Annotated in this window: 18 protein-coding genes; 6 read left to right on the top strand and 12 right to left on the bottom strand. The window is 71.9% G+C overall.

Translation table 11 applies throughout. From position 1 onward, the window contains the following. Positions 1–243: 243 nt before the first annotated feature. The 3 genes from J3486_RS21880 (at position 244) to J3486_RS21870 (ending at position 7,224) form a co-directional block, all read left to right on the top strand. A complete protein-coding gene (locus tag J3486_RS21880) occupies positions 244–3,255 on the top strand; it encodes an NACHT domain-containing NTPase (protein ID WP_207822700.1) in 3,012 nt (1,003 codons plus the stop codon). 45 nt (positions 3,256–3,300) lie between these two features. Continuing rightward, positions 3,301–6,501, top strand: coding sequence for an NACHT domain-containing NTPase (locus J3486_RS21875; protein WP_207822698.1), 3,201 nt, complete (start codon positions 3,301–3,303; stop codon positions 6,499–6,501). A gap of 87 nt (positions 6,502–6,588) precedes the next feature. Beyond that, positions 6,589–7,224 (top strand): HAD family acid phosphatase, encoded by a 636-nt coding sequence (locus tag J3486_RS21870; RefSeq protein ID WP_207822696.1) that lies wholly within the window; start codon positions 6,589–6,591, stop codon positions 7,222–7,224. 115 nt (positions 7,225–7,339) lie between these two features. On the opposite strand, the gene J3486_RS21865 is transcribed toward J3486_RS21870, so the two are convergent. Beyond that, complete coding sequence (locus J3486_RS21865) at positions 7,340–9,868, bottom strand: ATP-dependent Clp protease ATP-binding subunit (RefSeq protein WP_207822694.1); 2,529 nt, start codon at positions 9,866–9,868, stop codon at positions 7,340–7,342. Between the two features lie 430 nt (positions 9,869–10,298). Here J3486_RS21865 and J3486_RS21860 point away from each other — a divergent pair, with 430 nt between their 5' ends. Further along, entirely contained in the window at positions 10,299–10,904 is a 606-nt protein-coding gene (locus J3486_RS21860; protein ID WP_207822691.1) for an SCO3374 family protein, read from the top strand. Here J3486_RS21860 and J3486_RS21855 read toward each other — a convergent pair. From J3486_RS21855 to J3486_RS21810, 10 genes are all read right to left on the bottom strand, one after another. Further along, the gene (locus J3486_RS21855; RefSeq protein WP_207822689.1) at positions 10,883–11,221 is read right to left on the bottom strand and encodes an Lsr2 family protein; all 339 of its coding nucleotides are present in this window, start codon (positions 11,219–11,221) and stop codon (positions 10,883–10,885) included. The genes J3486_RS21860 and J3486_RS21855 overlap by 22 nt on opposite strands. 275 nt (positions 11,222–11,496) lie before the next feature. Next, positions 11,497–12,057: an amino-acid N-acetyltransferase gene (locus J3486_RS21850; protein ID WP_207822687.1), complete on the bottom strand. Its 561-nt coding sequence runs from the start codon at positions 12,055–12,057 to the stop codon at positions 11,497–11,499. Between the two features lie 9 nt (positions 12,058–12,066). Next, on the bottom strand, positions 12,067–12,540 hold the full coding sequence (locus J3486_RS21845) for a BlaI/MecI/CopY family transcriptional regulator (protein ID WP_207822685.1): 474 nt from the start codon (positions 12,538–12,540) through the stop codon (positions 12,067–12,069). Positions 12,541–12,658: 118 nt separating this feature from the next. Further along, complete coding sequence (locus J3486_RS21840; protein WP_207822683.1) at positions 12,659–12,829, bottom strand: hypothetical protein; 171 nt, start codon at positions 12,827–12,829, stop codon at positions 12,659–12,661. Positions 12,830–12,842: 13 nt separating this feature from the next. Beyond that, on the bottom strand, positions 12,843–13,439 hold the full coding sequence (locus tag J3486_RS21835) for a hypothetical protein (protein WP_207822681.1): 597 nt from the start codon (positions 13,437–13,439) through the stop codon (positions 12,843–12,845). Positions 13,440–13,586: 147 nt separating this feature from the next. Beyond that, a complete protein-coding gene (locus J3486_RS21830; RefSeq protein ID WP_207822677.1) occupies positions 13,587–14,384 on the bottom strand; it encodes a type III pantothenate kinase in 798 nt (265 codons plus the stop codon). Next, on the bottom strand, positions 14,384–15,391 hold the full coding sequence (gene nadC, locus J3486_RS21825) for a carboxylating nicotinate-nucleotide diphosphorylase (RefSeq protein ID WP_207822675.1): 1,008 nt from the start codon (positions 15,389–15,391) through the stop codon (positions 14,384–14,386). The genes J3486_RS21830 and nadC overlap by 1 nt, the downstream gene beginning before the upstream one ends. Beyond that, a complete protein-coding gene (locus tag J3486_RS21820; protein ID WP_207822673.1) occupies positions 15,388–17,178 on the bottom strand; it encodes an L-aspartate oxidase in 1,791 nt (596 codons plus the stop codon). The genes nadC and J3486_RS21820 overlap by 4 nt, the downstream gene beginning before the upstream one ends. Then, entirely contained in the window at positions 17,175–18,170 is a 996-nt protein-coding gene (gene panC, locus J3486_RS21815; RefSeq protein WP_207822671.1) for a pantoate--beta-alanine ligase, read from the bottom strand. Before panC ends, J3486_RS21820 begins: the two co-directional genes overlap by 4 nt. Further along, entirely contained in the window at positions 18,167–19,105 is a 939-nt protein-coding gene (locus J3486_RS21810) for a Rossmann-like and DUF2520 domain-containing protein (RefSeq protein ID WP_207822669.1), read from the bottom strand. Before J3486_RS21810 ends, panC begins: the two co-directional genes overlap by 4 nt. 170 nt (positions 19,106–19,275) lie before the next feature. Here J3486_RS21810 and J3486_RS21805 point away from each other — a divergent pair, with 170 nt between their 5' ends. Beyond that, positions 19,276–20,466, top strand: coding sequence for a low specificity L-threonine aldolase (locus J3486_RS21805; RefSeq protein ID WP_207822667.1), 1,191 nt, complete (start codon positions 19,276–19,278; stop codon positions 20,464–20,466). A gap of 10 nt (positions 20,467–20,476) precedes the next feature. On the opposite strand, the gene J3486_RS21800 is transcribed toward J3486_RS21805, so the two are convergent. After that, the gene (locus J3486_RS21800) at positions 20,477–20,716 is read right to left on the bottom strand and encodes a hypothetical protein (RefSeq protein ID WP_374194753.1); all 240 of its coding nucleotides are present in this window, start codon (positions 20,714–20,716) and stop codon (positions 20,477–20,479) included. A 228-nt stretch (positions 20,717–20,944) separates the two neighbouring features. On the opposite strand from J3486_RS21800, the gene J3486_RS21795 reads away from it, so the two are divergent. Next, a complete protein-coding gene (locus J3486_RS21795) occupies positions 20,945–22,051 on the top strand; it encodes a DUF5937 family protein (RefSeq protein ID WP_207822665.1) in 1,107 nt (368 codons plus the stop codon). Positions 22,052–22,055: the final 4 nt, after the last annotated feature.

Genomic DNA, 22,055 nt, shown 5'->3' with positions numbered 1-22,055 from the left:
TTATCAGCCGATCTCGGGTTTAAACCCTCTTCACGGACGCACCCCCAGGCCGCACGGCCACCGCCAGCCCACCCCTCCCCCAAAACGGACAATTAACCAAAACCCATAGACCGTGTAACAACCGCCCCGCACCCCCGCCGGTCCACTACCGCCCCTAGTACCCCCTCAAGGCCCTGTGCGGCATGTCACCGAAGGCCAAGATCCAACCCCCGGGGAGTGTGATCGGGGCTACGCTCCCGGGGCATGGATCCCGCTGTCCTCGGCACACGTATGGCGTCGGCCGTGATCGGCCCGGTACTCAGGAAACTGCTGGTTCAGGAGGGGCCCGGGGCCGGTCTCACCCGCAGCCCCGTACGGATCTCCGGCCTGGTCACGTTCCGGGGCGAGAAGGCGACGCTGGCGGAGAAGGACGTCCGCCTCCTCGTCGGCCGCCTGGTGGCCGGCTCCGTGACCAGCTCGGGTACGCCCCCGTTCCCGCTGGACGAGACGACCGCGGTCGGCGACGCGCTGACCCGGACCCTGCTGGCCCTCGGCGACCTCACGATGGACGACGTCCAGGCCGTGCGCCTGGGCCACCGGGACCTGGCCCGTCGGCTCAGGGCCGCCGCTCCTGCCCCCGGCCTGTCCGCCGACGCCGGTTACTTCGTGGACTCCGCCACCGAGTGGGCCTGCCTGCACATCCTCCAGTTCTTCACCCAGCGCTCCACCTTCGTGGCCAGGACGCTGGTCGAGCAGAGCCGCGGCCAGGCCGAGCTGATCGCCAAGATCGACGAGGTGATCGCCCGCACGGCCCCCGCACACAGCCACGACCGGGCCTTCGAGACCCGCTACCGGGCCCATCTCACCGGCCGCCACAACCGGCTGATGATCTTCGGCCTCGACCTCCGGGACAGCGACGAGACCTGGCCGCTCGACCTCGCCTACCTCAGTCTGGAGGCCCGCGCCGACGACGAGCCCGAGCCGCTGCCCGACGCAGCGCAAAGCGGCACGCCACGGCTCACCGCCGAGGAATCGCTCGCCGCGCACGACCGCGTGCTGCTGCGCGGCGAGGCCGGCTCCGGCAAGACGACCCTGGTCCAGTGGCTGGCCGTCACCACCGAGGACCGTGTCCCCTATGTGCTGCCGCTGCGCACCCTGATCCGCGCCGCCCGGCTGCCGGCCCCCGCCGAGTTCCTGGCCGCCACCGACTGCCCGCACACCCCGCCCGACGGCTGGGCCGAGCGCGTCCTCACCGACGGCCGCGCCCTCGTCCTGGTCGACGGCCTCGACGAAGTGCCCTCCGGCGACCGCGTCCGGGTCCGTGACTGGCTGCTCGCCCTGGTCCGCGCCTACCCGGGCAACCGCTGGCTGCTCACGGCCCGCCCCACCGCGGTGCGCCCCGGCTGGCTCGCCGCCGACGGCTTCGGCGAACTCACGCTCGCCCCCATGGACCGCGGCCGGGTCACCGCCTTCGTGCGCCGCTGGCACACCGCCGCCGGCGCCCCCGAGCACGAGGAGCCCCTCCTCGACGCCCTGCGCGCCAAGCCGGACCTGGCCGCGCTGGCCACCAACCCTCTGATGTGCGGCCTGATCTGCGCCCTGCACCGGGCCCGCCGCGGCTACCTCCCGCCCCGCCGCAAGGCCCTCTACGACGCCGCGCTCCAGATGATCCTCACCGAGCGGGATCGGCAGCGCGGCATGGCCGGCCTGGACGGCATCGAGCTGGAGACCGACGACCAGCTCGAACTCCTCCAGCGTCTGGCCTACTCCCTGGTCCTCGCGGGCCGCACCGAGATGGACGAGGAGACCGCCCTCGCCCTCCTGGAGCGCGCCCTGCCCTCCGTCCCCGCCGCGGCCGCCCAGGGCGACGCCCCGGCGATCCTGCGCCACCTCCTGCTGCGCAGCGGCGTCCTGCGCAGCCCGGCACCCCGGCTGGTCGACTTCGCCCACCGCACCTTCCTCGACCATCTCGCCGCCCGGTACGCCGTCGAGGAGGGCCACCTCGACGTCCTGCTCGGGCACGCCGACGACACCCAGTGGGAGGACGTGCTGCGGATGGCCGTCGCCCACGCCCGCACCCGGGAACGCACCCGGCTGCTGCGCGGCCTGCTCGCCCCCGGCCGCCCCCGTCTCGCGCTGCTCGCGCTGGCCTGCCTCCAGGACGCGGCGGCCGTCGACCAGGAGGTCGCCGAGGAGGTACGGGCGACGGCCGCGGCCCTGATCCCGCCGCGCACCGTCTCCGAGGCGGAGCGCCTGGCGCTCGCGGGCCCCCTGCTGCTCGAACTGCTGCCGGGCCCGGACGGTCTGACGGACGCCGAGGCGCACGCGGTGACGGTGACGGCGTCGCTGCTCGGACGCGAGGGGGCGCTGCCCGTCCTGAAGAGGTTCCGCGGCCACGGCTCGCTTCCCGTCCGCCGGCAGCTGGTCGGCACCTGGCACCGTTTCGACGCACAGGAGTACGCCGACGAGGTCCTGGCCCACCTGGACCGCGACCGCCTCGACCTGACCGTGCGGACCCGGGAGCAGTGGGCGGCGGCCCGCACGATGCCGCCGTGGCAACGGCTCGATCTGCTGGGCCCGTACACGTGGGAGGAGATCCTCGCCGGTACGGATCCCGACCGGCTCGTCTCCCTCATCCTCACCGACAACCCGCGGGTGCACGGGCTGCGCCCGCTGGACGACCTGCCCGCGCTGCGGACCCTCTCCCTGATCGACTGCCCCGGCATCACGGACCTCACGCCGCTGGCCCGCACGGACCTGGGGCACCTGGGCATCACCCGGCAGCCGCACGTCCGCGGCCTGCCCGAGCTGACCGGGCTGACCTCCCTGACCGTCAGCCAGCCGCTGACCGGCACGGCGCTCACGGACGGCCTCCCCCGCTCGGACCGGCTCCGGAACCTCTACCTCACCCGCGACGCCATCACGGCCACCGGGCTGCGCGGCCTGTCCGGCCTCGGCGGGCTCACCTATCTCAGCGTGAGTTCGAGCGCGGGCACCCTGGAGGCCGCCGACTGGGCGGAGATCGCCGCCCACCCCACGCTCACCAGCCTCTTCCTCGCCGGTGACGTCCTTCCGCCGCCACCCCTGCCCGAACTGCCCGGGATCACCGGGCTCGGCCTGCATCTGCCGGGCGGACCGGACCAGTTCGCGGCCCACGCCGCGCTGTTCCCGGCCGTCCGCACGGTCGAGATCTTCCCCGGCCGCACCGCCGACCAGGACCCCGCCGCCTACCGCCGCCTCTTCCCCGACGCGGACGTCACCTTCCCTCCCCGTTGATCCAACTCCCGTCCCTCCCGCGGCGGTTGGCCGTAGGCTCGCGCCATGGTCGATCCGGGAACGGTGGGGGTCCGTGTCGCGTCGAGCGCCGTCGCCCCTCTCATCCGCAAGCTGTTCACCCAGCCGGGGCCCGGCGCGGCCCTCACCGATCAGCCCGTACGGCTGTCCGCGCTGGTCAGCTTCAAGGGCGAGCGGCGCACCCTCGGCCCCGAACAGCTGCGCCGTCTCGTAAGGGAACTGGTGGAGCGCGCCGGGCGGTCCCTCCCAGAGTCGCTCGTGGACGAGGAACTGGAGGCCGTCGCCGACGCCCTCGACATGACCCTGTGCTCGCTCGGCGACCTGGAGCTGGACGACGTACAGGCCGTCGACCTGGGCCCCGAGGCCCTGGCCCTGCGGCTGTACGAACAGGCCGGCGGGCCACGCCTGACACGCTTCCTCAGCCAGGAGGCCACGGCGCTGTACGGGCAGCTCCTGGACAGCGCCTGCGTCAACATCCTGCACTTCTTCACGCAGCGCTCGCCCTTCGTGGCCCGCACGCTGGTCGAGCAGAGCAGAAGGCTGCGCGAACTGATCGAGCGCACGGACCTGCTCATCGAGCGGCTCGGCTCCCAGCCCGTCGGGGACGCCGACTTCGAGGCGCGGTACGCGGCCCATCTCGCCAAGAAGCACAGCAGCCTCACCATCTACGGCATCGATCTCCACGAGACCCGGCAGTGGCCGCTGGACACGGCCTATCTCAGCCTCCAGGCCACCCGCGGCCCCGAGCACTCCTACGCCGACGACCTCGCGGCGCTGCCGACCCCCTCGTGGGCCCCGGCGCTCGGCCGCCCGGTCGAGCAGGCGCTGTCCGGCCACACCCGCGTCCTGCTGCGCGGCACCGCGGGCTCGGGCAAGACGACGCTCGTGCAGTGGCTCGCGGTGACCACGGCCCGGCAGAGCCGCCTCACCGGCGACCTCGCCCATCTCATCGGGCGCGTTCCGTTCGTCCTGCCGCTGCGCACCCTGACCCGCAAGGGCGCCGAGCTGCCCGTCCCCGCCGACTTCCTGCGCGCCATCGGCTCCCCGCTCACCGGCGGCCAGCCGGGCGGCTGGGCGGACCGGGTGCTGGCGGCGGGCCGCGCGCTGCTCCTGGTCGACGGCATCGACGAGGTGCCCGAGCAGGAGCGCGAGCGCGCCCGCGCCTGGCTCACCGACCTGTTGTCCGCGTACCCGGACAACCTCTGCCTGGTCACCTCGCGCCCCTCCGCCGTACGCCAGGACTGGCTCGGCACCGAGGACTTCACCGAGCTGACGCTGTCCCCGATGAGCCGCGAGAACGTCGCCGTGTTCGTCGGCCGCTGGCACGAGGCCGCGGGCGCCGAACCGGACCTCGCCGCCGCCCTCCTGGACGCGATACGCACCAAGCAGGATCTGGGCCGGCTCGCCACCAACCCGCTGATGTGCGCCCTGATCTGCGCCCTGCACCGCGAGCGCCGCGGCTTCCTGCCGCGCGGCCGCAAGGCCCTGTACGACGCCGCGCTCTCGATGCTCCTGGAGCGCCGCGACCGTGAGCGGGACATGCCGGGAGCCGGCCTCGACCTCGACGCGGAGTCCCAGACCGAGCTGCTCCAGAAGCTGGCGTACTGGCTGATCCGCAACGGCCGCTCGGAGATGGACCGGGCGGACGCCCTCACCCAGCTGGAGCGGCTGCTGCCGGCGATGCCCGGCGTCGCCGAACAGGGCACCGCCGACACCGTCCTTCGGCACCTGCTGGTCCGCTCGGGCGTGCTGCGCGAACCGGCTCCCGGGTCCGTCGACTTCGTCCACCGCACCTTCCAGGACCACCTGGGCGCGCGAGCGGCCGTGGAGGAGCGCGACTTCGACCTGCTGCTGCGCCACGCCCACCTCGACCAGTGGGAGGACGTCCTGCGCATGGCGGTCGCCCACGCCCGCCCCGACGAGCGGGCCCGGCTGCTGCGCGGCCTCACGGCCCGCGGCGACGCGGAGCCCGAGCACCGCAAGCGGCTCCACCTGCTGTCGATGGCCTGCCTGGAGCACGCGGCGAAGCTGGACCCGCGGGTGCGGACGGAAGTCGAGGAGCGGGCCACCGCCCTCATCCCGCCGCGCGACTTCCGCGAGGCCCGGGAGCTGGCGGACCTCGGCCCGATCGTGCTGGAACTGCTGCCGGGCCCCGACGAACTGACCGATCCGCTCTGCGCCCAGTACGTCGTCCAGACCGCGGGGCTCATCGGCGGCGACGCGGCGCTGCCCTGCCTGATCCGGTACCGGGGCAGCGACGACGCCGGTGTGCGGTTCCAGCTGGGCCAGCACTGGAGCCGGTTCGACACGGACGAATACGCCGACCGGATCGTCGACGGCCTGCGCGGCGACTTCGGCATCCCTCTCACCGTGCAGTCCACGGCCGAACTCGCCGCGCTGCGCCGCCTCGGCGGCCACAGCAACCTGGATTGCGTCGGCGACTTCACGGGCGGACAGCTCCTGGAGCACCTGGCGACGTTCTCCGTACGGCGCCTGCGACTCGGGGAGAACGCGGTGCTCGACGGGCTCGACTTCGTGCGCCGCCTCCCCGACCTGCGCGAGCTGTCGCTCTACCGGTGCCCGTCGGTGCCGTCCCTGGCCCCGCTGGGCGGCCTGCCCCTGGAGAACCTCTTCGTCGCCCAGCTCCCGCTCGTCGACGACCCGGCGCCCCTGCGCACCCTCACCGCCCTGAAGGTCGTGAACCTGCGCACCCTCAGGGCCGCCGCGGACCTCGCCGACCTCTCCAGGGACGCCCCCTTGGAGTGCGTGTTCCCGCCGGTGAACGTGCGGGGCCTCGCCGCTCTGCTGGACTTCCCGCACCTTGAACAGGTCGGCCTGAATCTGGACACTCCGCTGGGCACAGAGGACCGGGACGTGCTGGCCCGGATGCGGAAGCTGACCTGTCTGACGCTCAGCGGCGACGAGCTGGCCGCACTCGCGGCGCTCGACGGTACCGTCCTGGACACGGTGACCGACGTCTTCGTCCACGGCTCCGGCGCCCGCCCGGTCGGCACCGCACAGGTGCCCGCGCTCTTCCCTGCACTGCGCACGCTCACGGTGCTGACCACCGCCGACATCGACCTGGCGCCGCTGGCCGACTGCCCCGAGCTGCACACGCTCTACGTGACGGACGCGGCCTCCGTGCGCCACGCGGACACCCTGCCCGGCCGCGTGCGGCTGACCCTGTCGCCCCGCCCCGTCCCGCCACCTCCCCCTACTTCCCAGTAACTCCACGGTTCCCGCACGGCCACCCGCGCCGAGCAGCATGCCCGCGACAACTCCAGCGCGTACGGCCCGTGAGAGGACCCCCCACCCATGACCACACGACGCCCCTGGGCGCGCCGCGCGGCCGCCACCGCCGTCTCCGCAGCCGCGCTCATGGCCCTGGCCGTGCCCGCCGGAGCCGCGGCGGCCGCCCCCGCGGACACCGTCGCAGCGGCCTCGGCCACCACCGCCGAGGTCGACTACGCCACCTGGCAGCGGGACTGCCAGGCCGTGATGGACGAGGCCCTGCCGTATCTCAAGGCCCGCATCGCCGCGGCCGGTCCGGGCGAGAAGCAGGCCATCGTCCTCGACGTCGACAACACCACCCTGGAGACCGACTTCGGCTTCAGCTACCCCCAGCCGGCCAACAAGCCGGTCCTGGAGGTCGCGCGGTACGCCCAGGAGCACGGCGTCGCCCTGTTCTTCGTGACGGCGCGGCCCGGCATCATCGCCCCGGTGACCGACTACAACCTGAAGCACGTCGGCTACACCGTCTCCGGGCTCTACGTCCGCGGGCTGCTGGACCTCTTCAAGGACGTCGCCGCGTACAAGACCGCCCAGCGCGCCGCCATCGAGGCGAAGGGCTACACGATCGTCGCGAACGTCGGGAACAGCGCCACCGACCTCTCGGGCGGCCACGCCGAGAAGACGTACAAGCTGCCGGACTACGACGGCCGGCTGTCGTAGCCGCACGGCGTAACCGCAGGGCGTAGCCGCGCCCGCTTCCGGGCACGCGAAAGGGGCCGGTGCTTCGAAAAGCACCGGCCCCTTTCACCGGCTCAAAGGCTCACCCGGAGACGGGTCACGCCTCCTTGCTCAGGTTCGGGCCCGCACCGCCACCGGCGGCCTGCTCGATCGGCGGGACGTCGGGGAGCGCCGACTTCTCCTCGCCGCGGAAGGTGAAGGTCTTGTTCTCGCCCTCGCCCTCCGTGTCGACGACCACGATGTGGCCCGGACGCAGCTCACCGAAGAGGATCTTCTCCGAGAGGGTGTCCTCGACCTCGCGCTGGATCGTGCGACGCAGCGGCCGCGCGCCCAGAACCGGGTCGTAACCCTTCTTGGAGAGGAGCTCCTTGGCGGACTGGGAGAGCTCGATGCCCATGTCCCGGTCCTTCAGGCGCTCGTCCACCTTCGAGATCATCAGGTCGACGATCTGGAGGATGTCGTCCTGCGTGAGCTGCGGGAAGACGACGACGTCGTCGACACGGTTGAGGAACTCGGGACGGAAGTGCTGCTTGAGCTCGTCCGACACCTTGTTCTTCATGCGCTCGTAGTTGGTCTTCGTGTCACCCGTGGCCGCGAAGCCCAGGTTGAAGCCCTTCGAGATGTCACGGGTTCCAAGGTTGGTCGTCATGATGATGACCGTGTTCTTGAAGTCCACGACGCGGCCCTGGGAGTCGGTCAGGCGACCGTCCTCCAGGATCTGCAGCAGCGAGTTGAAGATGTCCGGGTGGGCCTTCTCCACCTCGTCGAAGAGGACGACGGAGAACGGCTTGCGGCGCACCTTCTCGGTCAGCTGGCCGCCCTCTTCGTAGCCCACGTAGCCGGGGGGCGAACCGAAGAGACGCGAGACCGTGTGCTTCTCGCTGAACTCCGACATGTCGAGGGAGATCAGCGCGTCCTCGTCACCGAAGAGGAACTCGGCCAGGGCCTTCGAGAGCTCCGTCTTACCGACACCGGACGGACCGGCGAAGATGAACGAACCACCCGGACGCTTCGGGTCCTTCAGACCCGCACGCGTACGACGGATCGCCTTCGAGAGCGCCTTGACGGCGTCCTTCTGGCCGATGACCCGCTTGTGGAGCTCGTCCTCCATGCGGAGGAGTCGCGAGGACTCTTCCTCGGTGAGCTTGAAGACGGGAATGCCGGTCGCGGTCGCGAGGACCTCGGCGATCAGCTCGCCGTCGACCTCGGCGACGACGTCCATGTCGCCGGCCTTCCACTCCTTCTCGCGCTTGGCCTTCGCCGCCAGCAGCTGCTTCTCCTTGTCGCGGAGAGACGCCGCCTTCTCGAAGTCCTGGGAGTCGATGGCCGACTCCTTGTCGCGACGCACGCCCGCGATCTTCTCGTCGAACTCGCGGAGGTCCGGCGGCGCGGTCATCCGGCGGATGCGCATCCGGGAACCGGCCTCGTCGATCAGGTCGATCGCCTTGTCCGGCAGGAAGCGGTCCGAGATGTACCGGTCGGCCAGCGTGGCCGCCTGGACGAGGGCCTCGTCCGTGATCGAGACACGGTGGTGGGCCTCGTAGCGGTCGCGCAGACCCTTGAGGATCTCGATGGTGTGCGGCAGCGACGGCTCCGCGACCTGGATCGGCTGGAAGCGGCGCTCAAGGGCCGCGTCCTTCTCCAGGTGCTTGCGGTACTCGTCGAGCGTCGTCGCACCGATGGTCTGGAGCTCACCACGGGCCAGCATCGGCTTGAGGATGGAGGCCGCGTCGATGGCGCCCTCGGCGGCACCCGCACCCACGAGCGTGTGCAGCTCGTCGATGAACAGGATGATGTCGCCGCGGGTGCGGATCTCCTTGAGGACCTTCTTCAGGCGCTCCTCGAAGTCACCGCGGTAGCGGGAACCGGCGACCAGCGCACCGAGGTCGAGGGTGTAGAGGTGCTTGTCCTTGAGGGTCTCGGGCACCTCGCCCTTGACGATGGCCTGGGCGAGGCCCTCGACGACGGCGGTCTTGCCGACGCCGGGCTCACCGATCAGGACCGGGTTGTTCTTGGTACGGCGCGACAAGACCTGCATCACGCGCTCGATCTCCTTCTCGCGCCCGATGACCGGGTCGAGCTTGGACTCACGAGCGGCCTGCGTCAGGTTGCGGCCGAACTGGTCGAGGACCAGGGACGTGGAGGGCGTGCCCTCGGCAGGACCGCCGGCGGTGGCGGTCTCCTTGCCCTGGTAGCCGGAGAGCAGCTGGATGACCTGCTGCCGCACCCGGTTGAGGTCTGCGCCCAGCTTGACCAGGACCTGGGCGGCGACGCCCTCGCCCTCACGGATCAGGCCGAGCAGGATGTGCTCCGTGCCGATGTAGTTGTGGCCCAGCTGAAGGGCCTCGCGGAGCGACAGCTCCAGGACCTTCTTGGCACGGGGGGTGAAGGGGATGTGGCCGGACGGGGCCTGCTGGCCCTGACCGATGATCTCCTCCACCTGCTGGCGGACCGCCTCGAGCGAAATCCCGAGGCTCTCCAGGGCCTTAGCGGCGACACCCTCACCCTCGTGGATCAGGCCCAGGAGGATGTGCTCGGTGCCGATGTAGTTGTGGTTGAGCATCCGGGCTTCTTCCTGAGCCAGGACGACAACCCGCCGCGCGCGGTCGGTGAACCTCTCGAACATCGTTAATCGCTCCTCAGAGCGGTCAGGCAGTAAGGGGGCTGTCCCCTCCCTGTCCTTCCGCAGCTTAGTCCCGCAAGCGGGGACCGCTCATTCCAACTGCCGACACCCGTCGATGGCCTCCTGCCCCGAACGCCGACATCTGCTCCAACCCGATGGTGCGAGACGATGTTCCCGCAGGCCAGGCAGATACCCACACCGCCACTACGCCGATGGCGAACGCGGACTGCCCGACCGGAGCGTGTCGCCCCTCCCACTAGGGATGTCTTACCCGCACGGACTGACACTCCATGCGGCGCGCGCCGGTTCCCTCCGCTACGGGCGAACATCCTTACGCCACCGAACACGCCCGTACGCCCCCATTTGGGACACGGTACGCATTCGCGAGGACACAGTGCGTAACCCCGGAGGGTCTCCGGCGGTTGCTCCTGGCATGGTCGCCCCCTTCCCCGCCCCGCGCCGCCCGATCGAGGACGTGTCCTCGGTCCAGTCGGTCCAGCAGTGGTACGAGGACGAGCTGGGCTGGGCCACGGCGGCGGGACCCGAAGGGGCCCGGCTGCGCACGGGGCTGCGGTTCGACGTCCTGGAAGTACCGGCCGACGCCGGATTCGCGATGCTGCGCCGATGTGATCCCCGGTCACCGGTGGCCCTGAACGGGGAGACGATGCAGCTCCTGGTGGCCGCGGGCAGCGCGGACGAACTGCCGGGGCTGCTGGACTGGCTGGAGTGGGGCGCGCTGCCCCTGGACCTCGTCGCCGTCGGGACCGGCGGAAGCATCGACGCGCCGGTGCCGCCCGGCTGGACCGGCTCGCAGGAGGCCGCGGTCTGGGTGCGGCCCCCGGAGCCCGGGCGCGAGGTGGAGCCGGTGCTTCCGGCCCTGACGAGCCTGTCGGCCGTCTCGACCTGGTCGGTCGTGGGGGGCGGTGGGGGCGCCCCCGATCTCGTACGACTCGTGGACACGGCGGCGACACACTGCCACCGGGCCCGGCTGCGCCGTGCGCAGCACACGCCGACGCGTCAGCCGTTGGCCTTCTCGTAGGCCTCCTTGATGGAGGCGGGGACGCGGCCGCGGTCGTTGACCTCGTAGCCGTTGTCCTTCGCCCACGCGCGGATCAGCGCGGTGTCCTGGTTGCCACCCGACGACGCGGTGCGCGCCTTGCCACGACCACCGGCGGCGCGGCCACCGGTGCGACGGCCACCCTTCACATACGGGTCGAGGAGGCCACGGAGCTTGTCCGCATTGGCGGTGGTGAGGTCGATCTCGTACGTCTTGCCGTCGAGCGCGAACGTCACGGTCTCGTCCGCCTCGCCGCCGTCGAGGTCATCGACAAGAAGGACCTGAACCTTCTGTGCCACCGGATTTCCTTTCATCGAAATCTGAAGGGCCGGCCCCCCTGCGACCACGGCCGCTGTTTCGCCGTCCCCTTGTTATATGCAGTACTGCAGTACGTCGGAAAGCAAACCGCTTTTGCCGGAAAAACACAAACCCCTGGCTGAGATCCGGGAGAGATCCCGGAGTTGAACGCTGCCCAGCCGGACCGAAAACATGCGCGTTTCGGACATAGGGAACCGGGGCGTCTGTGCATGCCGGAAGGTGTGTGCAAGGTCCCCGGAATACCGAACGGTGACGATCACAGATGCAGAAGCATCCGGCTGTTGCCCAAGGTGTTCGGTTTCACTCGTTCGAGACCGAGGAACTCTGCTACGCCCTCGTCATAGGAACGCAGCAGCTCGCTGTAGACATCGGTGTCAACCGTATCGACAGGAGTCTCACCGATCTCCACGAAGCCGTGCTTGGCGAAGAACTCGACTTCGAAGGTGAGACAGAAAACGCGGCGAACACCGATCCAGCGCGCGGTCTGCAACAGCTTCTCCAGGACCTGATGGCCCACTCCCGCGCCCTTGACCTGTGGATTCACCGCGAGAGTGCGGACTTCGGCCAGGTCTTCCCACATGATGTGCAGCGCTCCGCACCCCACCACCTCGGCGTTGTCGTCACGTTCGGCGACCCAGAACTCCTGGATGTCCTCGTAAAGCGTCACGGTGGCTTTGTCGAGCAGGATCCCCTGGCGGCTGTACGCGTCGAGGAGTCGGCGCACCGCCGGCACATCGGCGGTGCGCGCCCTGCGCACGGTCACGGCTTTAGTGCTGGAATCGGGGCCCGGGACGACTTCGGGGAGCTCTGCTGGCATGACCGGACGCTATCGCCCGTCCTCCTGTGCCGCTTCTCCGGGTGGGGCGACTTCGGGCGTCGCTTCGGGGAGGGGTTCCGGTGCGGGTTCCGACTGCGGTTCTGGTGCCGGTTCTGGTGCGGCTTCGGGTTGAACGATGCGCATCGCGTCCCTGAGCGCTTCGCGCTGCTGCGACGACATCATGCCGAAGAAGGCGACGAGCGCGGCGGCGGGGTTGTCGCTCTGCGCCCATGCGTCGTTCATCAGCGCGGCCGAGTAGGCGGCCCGGGTAGAGACGGCCTCATATCGATAAGCCCGGCCTTCCGCTTCCCGGCGCACCCAGCCCTTCTGATGGAGATTGTCCAATACGGTCATGACCGTCGTGTAGGCGATGGACCGTTCCTGCTGGAGGTCCTCCAGCACTTCTCTCACCGTCACCGGGCGGTTCCACTTCCACACCCGTGTCATGACTGTGTCTTCGAGTTCTCCCAAGGGGCGCGGCACGAGCAGCACAATAGTGGGAGAAGTCGGTAATTCGGCGGCGGACGTGGCGAGGGATCGCGAACGGTCGCAATCAATGACAAAAGGGGCGCCCGGTGGGCGCCCCTCGGTCGTCGCGGGGTCAGCGGCCGTCGGCCTGCCGGGTGGCCTCGGTGCGCGCCAGGATGGCGTCCACGGCCGCGTCCTCCTTGGCCTTCTTGTCGCCACCCTGCGACTTCACGATCGTCACGATCAGGCCGATGAAGAACGCGGCCATCACTACCGGGGGCACGAGCGCGGAGACATAGTCCATGCCCCCAGATTAGCTATCCCGCGGCGAGCTGCTGCGGCGGGGCCGGGGGCTGGGCGGGACGGCGCTTGGGCGGGAAGACCTCCGACGGCTTGGGCGCGGGGCGCTGCGGCGCCGCAGGACGAGGTCCGGCGGGCTGCGGGTCGGCCTCCGCGAGGCCGCCGGGCAGGGCGAGGAGACGGGCCCGGGAGGCCGGGACGCGCGGCCGGTGCCGAGCCTCCAGGCGCTCCCGTACGCCCTGTTCGGCCAGGGCACGGCAGCGGTCGAGGAGGACGGCCGCCGCGGGGTTGCCGCGCAGGGCGCGCAGCCCCGCGAGGTCGTCGGCGCCGGGCCGGTGGCCCGCCGCCAGAGCGTCCTCCAGGAGCTTCAGATAGCCGGTGACGGAGCCGGGCAGGGCGGCCCGGTAGCGGTCGAGGTCGGCCAGCAGGAAGGTCCGCATACGGGCCGCCTCCTGGGTGGCTTCGTCGACGGACTCCGCGAGTCGGAGACAGTCCCGGACGTCCTTGTCCGAGGCGGGGCTGGGGTGGAGGGCGAGGGCGAGGGCGCGTCGGAGCACACGCAGCTCTTCTGCACCGAACGCCATGCCGCCGCGGTTTCCGTAGGGCGTGGGCATGGGCTGACGGTACGGCCTATTACGGACAAATCGGCTTAACCGGCAATTCCCGGGCGCGCCTTACGCTCCGCTCGGGAGCGTCGGGCGCCACGACGAGAGCCGCGCCCGACCGGCCGGAGAATCCCCCACGGCGCGGGATTCCGCGGCTCAGAGACGAGACACGTTCCGCTCGTAGACCAGCCGCAGCCCGATCAGCGTCAGCCACGGCTCGTGCTCGTCGATGACCGTGGCCTCGCCCAGCACCATGGGCGCGAGCCCGCCCGTCGCGATGACGGTGACGTCGTCCGGGTCGTCCGCCAGTTCCTTGGCCATCCGGTTCACGACCCCGTCGACCTGGCCCGCGAACCCGTAGAGGATGCCGGACTGCATGGCCTCGACCGTGTTCTTGCCGATGACGCTGCGCGGCCTGGCCAGCTCGATCTTGCGGAGCTGCGCGCCGCGGACGCCGAGGGCCTCGACGGAGATCTCGATGCCGGGGGCGATCACGCCGCCGGTGTACTCGCCGCGCGCGGACACCGCGTCGAACGTCGTCGCCGTACCGAAGTCGACGACGATCGCCGGGCCGCCGTACAGCTCGACGGCCGCGACCGCGTTGATGATGCGGTCGGCGCCGACCTCCTTGGGGTTGTCCATGAGGATCGGGACACCGGTCTTGATGCCGGGCTCGACCAGGACGGCAGGGACGTCACCGTAGTAGCGGCGGGTGACCTCGCGCAGCTCGTGCAGGACCGAGGGGACGGTCGAGCAGATGGCGATGCCGTCGATGCCGTCGCCGAGTTCGTCGCCGAGCAGCGGGTGCATGCCCATCAGGCCCTGGAGCAGGACGGCGAGTTCGTCGGCGGTGCGGCGGGCGTCGGTGGAGATGCGCCAGTGCTCGACGATCTCCTCGCCGTCGAACAGACCGAGGACGGTGTGGGTGTTGCCCACGTCGATGGTCAGAAGCATCAGACGGCCGCTTCCCGCAGGTCGAGGCCGATGTCGAGGATCGGCGAGGAGTGGGTCAGGGCGCCTACGGCGAGGAAGTCGACGCCGGTCCTCGCGTACGTCGCGGCGTTCTCCAGGGTGAGCCGGCCGGAGGACTCCAGGAGCGCGCGGCCGTCGGTGAGGGCCACGGCCTCCTCGGTCTCGCCGGGCGTGAAGTTGTCCAGGAGGATCAGGTCGGCGCCGGCGTCGAGGACCTCGCGCAGCTGGTGCAGGGTGTCGACCTCGACCTCGATCGTGAGGCCGGGGAAGCGGTCGCGCACGGCCTGGAAGGCTGCCGCGACGCCGCCCGCCGCCACCACGTGGTTGTCCTTGACCAGGGCCGCGTCCGACAGGGACATGCGGTGGTTGACGCCGCCGCCCATGCGGACCGCGTACTTCTCCAGGGAGCGCAGGCCCGGCGTGGTCTTGCGGGTGTCCCTGACCCGTGTACCGGTCTTGGTGCCCTCCAGGGCGTCCGCCCACGCGCGCGTGGCCGTGGCGATGCCGGACAGGCGGCACAGGAGGTTGAGCGCGCTGCGCTCGGCGGTGAGCAGGTCGCGGGTGCGGGTGGTGACGGACAGCAGCTTCTGCCCGGCCTCCACGAGGTCGCCGTCCTCGACGTGCCGCTCGACCTCGAACTCGTCGCTCGCCACGACGGAGACGATCGCCTCGGCGACCCTGAGGCCCGCCACGACGCCCGCCTCGCGGGCCGTGAAGTCGGCGGTGGCGACGGCGTCCTCGGGGATCGTGGCAACCGTGGTGACGTCCACGCCGCCGTCGAGGTCCTCGGCGATCGCCATGTGGGCGATGTCCTCGATCTCGACCGGGTGCAGACCGGCGTCCAGCAGCAGCTTGGCCAGGGACGGGTCGAGGCCGCACTCCATGGCGTCGGCGTCCGAGTCGCCGTGGGCGCAGCCGCAGTTGTCGCCGCAGCCGCCGTTGTCGGCGTCGGCCAGGGGAAGGTCGGGGGTGGCGCTCACGTCGGTCACTGCTCCTGAGAGTTCTGTGCTGTTGCAGCCGGTACGGCTGTTGCCGGGAAGTCTGCTGTTTGTGTGGTGTACGTGGCCAGAGTCCGGTCCGGATTGAGGCGTACGACGATGTGGCGGCGCCAGTTCGCGTCGTCCCGGTCCGTGTGGTCCTCGCGCCAGTGGCAGCCGCGGGTCTCCTCGCGGCGGCGGGCGGCGGCGACCAGGACGCGGGCCACGCACAGGAGGTTCGTCGCCTCCCAGGTGTCGACGCCGGGGACGGCCGTCTTGCCGTGCTCCGTCAGGGAGTTGGCCGCGTCGGCGTGGATGCGGCCGAGCTGGGCGGCGGCATCGGAGAGGGAGTCCGCGGAGCGCAGTACGCCGGCGCCCTCGGTCATCACACGCTGGATGGCGAAGCGGGCCTCGGCGGGCAGCAGCGGGTGGGTCGGGGTGTCGGGGTGGTCGACCGGCGCGGGCACGCGCGCGTGCAGGCCGTTCTCCGCGTGCTCCCGCGTGATGTCGTCCGCGATGCGCTCGGCGTAGACCAGGCCTTCGAGGAGCGAGTTGGAGGCGAGCCGGTTCGCGCCGTGCACGCCGGTGCAGGCGACCTCGCCGCACGCGTACAGGCCGGGGACCGTGGTGCGGCCGTGCAGATCGGTGCGCACCCCTCCGGAGGCGTAGTGCGCGGCCGGGGCGATCGGGATCGGCTCGGTGATCGGGTCCATGCCGTGGGCGCGGCAGGCGGCGAGGATGGTGGGGAACCGCTTCTCCCACATCTCGGCGCCGAAGTGCCGCGCGTCGAGGAACATGTGGTCGGCGCCCTGCTCCAGCATGCGGCGCGTGATGCCCTTGGCGACGATGTCCCGGGGTGCCAGCTCCGCGAGTTCGTGCTGGCCCACCATGAAGCGCACACCGTCCGCGTCGACCAGGTGGGCGCCCTCACCGCGGACGGCCTCGGAGACGAGCGGCTGCTGGCCCTCGGCGTCCGCGCCCAGGAAGAGCACGGTGGGGTGGAACTGGACGAACTCCAGGTCACTGACCTCGGCGCCGGCGCGCAGGGCGAGGGCGACGCCGTCGCCCGTGGACACGTGCGGGTTCGTGGTCGCCGAGAAGACCTGGCCCATGCCGCCGGTCGCGAGGACGACGGCCGGGGCGAGGACGGCACCGACACCGTCGTGCTGGCCCTCCCCCATCACGTGCAGGGTGACACCGGCGGTGCGGCCCTCGGCGTCCGTCAGCAGGTCGAGCACCAGCGCGTTCTCGACGGTCTCGACGCCGCCCGCCCGTCGCCCGCCACCGCCCTCGGCCGAGGGCGCTTCGCGCCCGCCCTTCTTGCGCGCAAGTACCGCCTCGATCAGGGCCCGGGAGACCTCGGCGCCGGAGGCGTCGCCGCCCGCGTGCACGATGCGGCGCCGGTGGTGGCCGCCCTCGCGGGTCAGGTCGAGCGAGCCGTCCTCGGCCTCGTCGAACCGGGCGCCCGCGTCGATGAGGCGGCGTACCGCGCCGGGGCCCTCGGTGACCAGGGTGCGCACGGCGTTCTCGTCGCACAGGCCGACGCCCGCGACCAGGGTGTCGTCCAGGTGCTGCTCGGGGGTGTCGCCCTCGCCGAGCGCGGCCGCGATGCCGCCCTGGGCCCAGCGCGTGGAGCCGTCGTCGAGGCGGGCCTTGGTGACGACGACGGTGCGCAGCCCCGCGGCCTCGCAGCGCAGCGCGGCGGTCAGTCCCGCGACCCCGGAGCCGACGACGACCACGTCGGCCTCGATGCTCCAGCCGGGGGCTGGTGCGTGCAGACGTATGCCTGTGCTCGTCACAGTCGACCTCCGAAGGTCAGGGGCAGATTGTCGATCAGCCGGGTGGTGCCGACCCGCGCGGCGACCGCGAGGACGGCCTCGCCCTCGAAGTCGCCTCGTACGTCGCCGAAGTCGGACGGGTCGACGAGGGCCAGGTAGTCGAGCTCGACCGGGGGACGCAGGCGGCGGGCCTCGTCCAGGACCTGGCGGGCCGCCGCGAGGACGCTCGCGGGACCGCCGGGGGACGCCACCGCGTGCGCGTCGGCGGCGGCGCGGGCCTCGCCCAGGGCGTCGAGCGCGCGGGCACGCGCGCGCGTGGTGGGGCTCTCGGCGGCCCGCGCGCGCAGGGCTTCCTGGGCGGCGTGCCGGTCGCGGCCCGCGAACAGCGCGCGGGAGAGCGCGAGCGCGCTGCGCCGCTCCTCGGTCGACAGGTAGCGGTTGCGCGAGGAGAGGGCCAGGCCGTCCGGCTCGCGGACCGTGGGGACGGCGACGATCTCCACGTCGAAGTTCAGATCGCGCACCATCCGCCGGATCAGGGCGAGTTGCTGGGCGTCCTTCTGCCCGAAGAGGGCGACGTCCGCGCGCGTGAGGTGCAGCAGCTTGGCGACGACGGTGAGCATGCCGTCGAAGTGGCCGGGACGCGAGGCGCCTTCGAGGCGCTCGCCCATCGGGCCCGCCGACATCCGGACCTGGGGCTGTCCGCCGGGGTAGACCTCGTCGACGGACGGCGCGAACACGGCGTCCGCGCCCGCCTGTTCGGCGATCTTGACGTCCGCCTCCAGGGTGCGCGGATAGCGGTCGAGGTCCTCGCCCGCGCCGAACTGCAGCGGGTTCACGAAGACGGTGACGACCACTTCGCCGTCGTCGCCCGCGCGCTCGCGGGCGGTGCGGACGAGCGTGGCGTGGCCCTCGTGCAGGGCGCCCATGGTCATGACGACGACGCGCTGCCCGGCACGCGTGCGTGCGCGCAGTTCCTCGCCCTTGTGGAGAAGGCGCGTGTTCGACGAGCTCATCGGGTCTCCTCCGCACCGGTCGCGAGGACACCGAGCAGGTCCTCGGCGAGCTCCGGCTTGAGCAGCCCGTGCGCGAGGGCGCGGTCGGCGGTGGCGCGGGCCATCGCGAGATACCCGGCGACGGTCTGCGGCGCGTGCCGGCGCAGCTCCGAGACGTGCGCGGCGACCGTGCCCGCGTCGCCGCGCGCGACCGGGCCCGTGAGGGCCGCGTCGCCCGACCTGAGCGCGTTGTCCAGCGCCGCGCCGAGCAGCGGGCCGAGCATCCGGTCGGGGGCGGAGACACCGGCGTCGCGCAGCAGCTCCATGGACTCGGCGACCAGGGTCACCAGGTGGTTCGCGCCGAGGGCGAGGGCCGCGTGGTACAGCGGCCGCATCTCCTCCTCGATCCACTCGGGCTCGCCGCCCATCTCGATGACCAGGGCCTCGGCGGCGAGCCGCAGCTCCTCGGGGGCGGTCACGCCGAACGAGCAGCCGGCCAGGCGCTGGACGTCGACGGCGGTGCCGGTGAACGTCATCGCGGGGTGCAGGGCGAGCGGCAGGGCGCCCGCGCGCAGGGCCGGGTCGAGGACCTTGGTGCCGTACCGCCCCGAGGTGTGCACGAGCAGCTGTCCGGGGCGGATCGAGCCGGTCTCGACGAAGCCCTCGACGAGGCCCGGCAGGACGTCGTCGGGGACGGTCAGGAGCACGAGCTCGGCGCGCGCGAGGACCTCGGCGGGCGGCACGAGGGGGACGTCGGGGAGCATGGTGGCGGCGCGCCGCACGGACGCGTCGGAGACTCCGGAGACGGCGACCGGACGGTGTCCGGCGAGCTGCAGGGACGCGGCGAGGGCGGGGCCCACCCGGCCCGCGCCGACGACACCGACGCCGAGGCGGGCGGGCCGGGCGGAGGGGTCCTTGGGGTCGGGCTCGTTCCGCGGGTTCGAAGGAGGTGTCACGGGGGCCTTCCGTTCCAGTCCGCTCGGGGTACCGGACGATTTCTCGTCATGTTAACGCTATCTGGGCGGGCGGGCCTCGGCTGTCCACAGGCTGTGGGCAAGCGCACGCGCGTACGAGACACCCGTGGGCAGGCGCGGGCAGGCGCGGGCTCGTGCGACATGATCCGGTCATGAGTCCGGCGAAAGAGAACAGCGAACGGCCCGTCGACACGGGCGACGAGAACGCGAGCGACGAGAAGCGGCGGACCGCGCGGCGGCTCGCGGCCTGGCGGAGCGTCGAGCGCACCCTGGCGCGCGGCCCGCACGTGCCCACGATCGGCGAGCACTGGGCGCGCCTGACCGAGGTCGCCGGCACCGTGGCCGACCTGTCGGGCGACGTCGACCTCTACGGGGACGGTGTCGTCGCCGAACTGGAGGCGAAGGTCGCCGGGCTGCTCGGCAAGGAGGCGGCCGCGTTCTTCCCCACCGGCACCATGGCGCAGCAGGTCGCCCTGCGCTGCTGGGCGGGCCGCACCGGCAACTCCACGGTGGCCCTGCACCCGCTGGGCCACCCCGAGGTCCACGAGCGCGAGGCGCTCACCACGGTCTCCGGCCTGCGCACGGTGCACCCGACGACCGAGCCGCGCCAGATCACGGCCGCCGAGGTGCACGGCCTGGACGAGCCGTTCGGGACGCTGATGCTCGAACTGCCGCTCAGGGACGCGGGATACGTGCTGCCCACGTGGGAGGAGCTGGAGGAGGTCTGCGAAGCGGCACGCGCGCGTGAAGCGGTGATCCACTTCGACGGGGCCCGCCTGTGGGAGTGCACGACGCGCTTCGGGCGCCCGCTGCACGAGATCGCCGACCTCGCGGACAGCGTGTACGTGTCGTTCTACAAGTCGCTCGGCGGCCTCAGCGGCGCGGCGCTCGCGGGCCCGCAGTCGTTCGTCGACGAGGCCAGGGCCTGGCGGCACCGCTACGGCGGCCAGGTCTTCCACCAGTACCCGCAGGCGATCGCGGCGCTGGCGGGGCTGGAGCACGAGCTGCCGAGGCTGCCGGACTACGTGGCGCACGCGCGCGTGGTCGCGACGGCGCTGCGCGAGGGGCTGGCCGACGCGGGGATCCCATGGGCCCGGGTCCACCCCGAGGAGCCGCACACGCACCAGTTCCGGGTCCTGCTGCCCTACGACGCCGAGGTGCTCACCGAGGCGGCGCTGACGCAGGCGGAGGAGACGAAGGTCCAGCTGTTCGGGCGCTGGTGGCCCACGAGTCAGGTGCCGGGATGCGCGGTCACCGAGGTGACGGTCGCCGCGGCCGGCCTGGAGTGGAGCCCCGACGACGTCCGCGCGGCCGTCGCGGACTTCGTACGGCGGCTGCCGTGAGCGACCGGGCTCAGCACCCGGCGGTGTGACCGCGACGGGCGGAGAAGCGCCGGGCCAGGGCCGCCCTGATGCGGCCCCGGGCCGGGCGCTCCGCCACAACCGCCCGGAAGCGGCGGTAGTCGCGCAGCTCGCGCAGGACGGCCGCCTCGTGCCGGTAGGGGGCGGGCGGGGCCGGTTCGCCGCGCTGCGCGGCCCGGTAGAGATCGAGGGCGTACTGCTGGGTGACGGTCATGGTGACCACCTCGCTCATCATCTCAATTGTCACTCCGCGCCCGCAAAAAGACCTTTCGCCTGCCTTCGAATGCTTTCAGCGACTTTCAGCGATTTTCAGCCGCTTTCCATGGCTTCTACTGGCTTTCGGTGGCCTTAGGGGGCGATGACTACGAGACTGCGGCCGCCGCCGATGCCGGGTCACGTCGATTGACGGGAGCCGTCAATCGACGACCCGGTTGTCAGTGGGGGCATGCACCATGGGGTCATGAGCGTGAGCATCGACATCACCGGCCTGCCGGCCGAGCGGATCCATGTCGTGCCCTCGCCCCTGGCCGAGTTGGGCATGGCACTGCACGCGCTGTCGGAGCCCGCCCACCACCCGGGGCTGCAGGGGTGGACGACGAGCGTCTCGGCCGGTCTCGACCCGTGCCTCGCGGACCGTCTGTGCGAGGCGGACTTCCTGTGGCGGACGACGTTCTCGGACGTCTTCACCCCGTCCGCCGGGATCGCCGGCCACAGCACGCTGCCGGGGGCCACGCTCGCCGAGGAACTGGACCTGCTGGACAAGCTCTCCGACGAGCAGTTCGTGGACGCCGCCCTGGAGTTCACCTGCCAGTCGGAGTACGCGGAGCGGCCGGGTAACCGGCTGGCCGACCCGGGCGCCCGCCGGCGCGCGCTGGAGCTCGCGGCGGCCCGCGGCACGCACCAAGTGCGCTTCACCCAGCGTCTGCTGGACGACCCGCCCGTGATCAGGACCTGGTTCCGCGAGCTGCTGCAGGACTGCGACGAGGCGTTCTTCGCAGACGTGTGGGGGCGCGTCCAGCACCAGGTGGCGGCCGACGCCCGGCTCAAGACGGATCTGCTGCGCCGCAAGGGGCTCAAGGACGCGCTCGCGGCGATCTCACCCTCGGTCACGCTGGACGAGCCGGGCCGGGCGATCGTCGTCGACAAGATCAGCGTGGGCCGCACGGCCACGGACGGCGGCCATCTGATCCTGACGCCGACCAGCCTGGGCTGGCCGCACCTGTGGGTGCTGCACCGCAAGGGCTGGCAGCCGATGATCACGTACCCGATCTCCTCGCCGGGTCCGGCCGCGCCACCCTCCGTCGAGCAGCTGACCCTGCGCATGTCCGCCCTCGCGCACCCGGTGCGGATGCGTCTGTGCCGCCACCTGGCGCGCGGCTCGTACACGACGGGCGAGCTGGCCGACGCGCACGGCATGACGGCGCCGGAGATATCCCGGCACCTGTCGGTGCTGAAGAAGGCGGGCCTGGTCACGACCCGCCGCCAAGGCCGCTATGTGCAGCACCAGCTGGATCTGGGCGTGGTGTCGCGCCTCGGCGGGGACTTCATCGAGGGCGTGCTGCGCTGACGGG

Source organism: Streptomyces sp. VRA16 Mangrove soil (genome assembly GCF_017377775.1).
Lineage (GTDB): Bacteria > Actinomycetota > Actinomycetes > Streptomycetales > Streptomycetaceae > Streptomyces.
Note: the sequence above shows the minus strand (reverse complement) of the source record. Positions and strands in the feature narration are given on the sequence as shown.

Coding starts and splice junctions, on each gene's coding strand:
- J3486_RS21800 (WP_374194753.1), bottom strand. CDS start 20,716: ATGAGCGAGGTGGTCACCATGACCGTCACCCAGCAGTACGCCCTCGAT.
- J3486_RS21840 (WP_207822683.1), bottom strand. CDS start 12,829: ATGGACTATGTCTCCGCGCTCGTGCCCCCGGTAGTGATGGCCGCGTTC.
- J3486_RS21860 (WP_207822691.1), top strand. CDS start 10,299: ATGGTCGCCCCCTTCCCCGCCCCGCGCCGCCCGATCGAGGACGTGTCC.
- J3486_RS21830 (WP_207822677.1), bottom strand. CDS start 14,384: ATGCTTCTGACCATCGACGTGGGCAACACCCACACCGTCCTCGGTCTG.
- J3486_RS21865 (WP_207822694.1), bottom strand. CDS start 9,868: ATGTTCGAGAGGTTCACCGACCGCGCGCGGCGGGTTGTCGTCCTGGCT.
- J3486_RS21880 (WP_207822700.1), top strand. CDS start 244: ATGGATCCCGCTGTCCTCGGCACACGTATGGCGTCGGCCGTGATCGGC.
- J3486_RS21835 (WP_207822681.1), bottom strand. CDS start 13,439: ATGCCCACGCCCTACGGAAACCGCGGCGGCATGGCGTTCGGTGCAGAA.
- J3486_RS21870 (WP_207822696.1), top strand. CDS start 6,589: ATGACCACACGACGCCCCTGGGCGCGCCGCGCGGCCGCCACCGCCGTC.
- J3486_RS21795 (WP_207822665.1), top strand. CDS start 20,945: ATGAGCGTGAGCATCGACATCACCGGCCTGCCGGCCGAGCGGATCCAT.
- J3486_RS21805 (WP_207822667.1), top strand. CDS start 19,276: ATGAGTCCGGCGAAAGAGAACAGCGAACGGCCCGTCGACACGGGCGAC.
- J3486_RS21850 (WP_207822687.1), bottom strand. CDS start 12,057: ATGCCAGCAGAGCTCCCCGAAGTCGTCCCGGGCCCCGATTCCAGCACT.
- panC (WP_207822671.1), bottom strand. CDS start 18,170: ATGAGCTCGTCGAACACGCGCCTTCTCCACAAGGGCGAGGAACTGCGC.
- J3486_RS21875 (WP_207822698.1), top strand. CDS start 3,301: ATGGTCGATCCGGGAACGGTGGGGGTCCGTGTCGCGTCGAGCGCCGTC.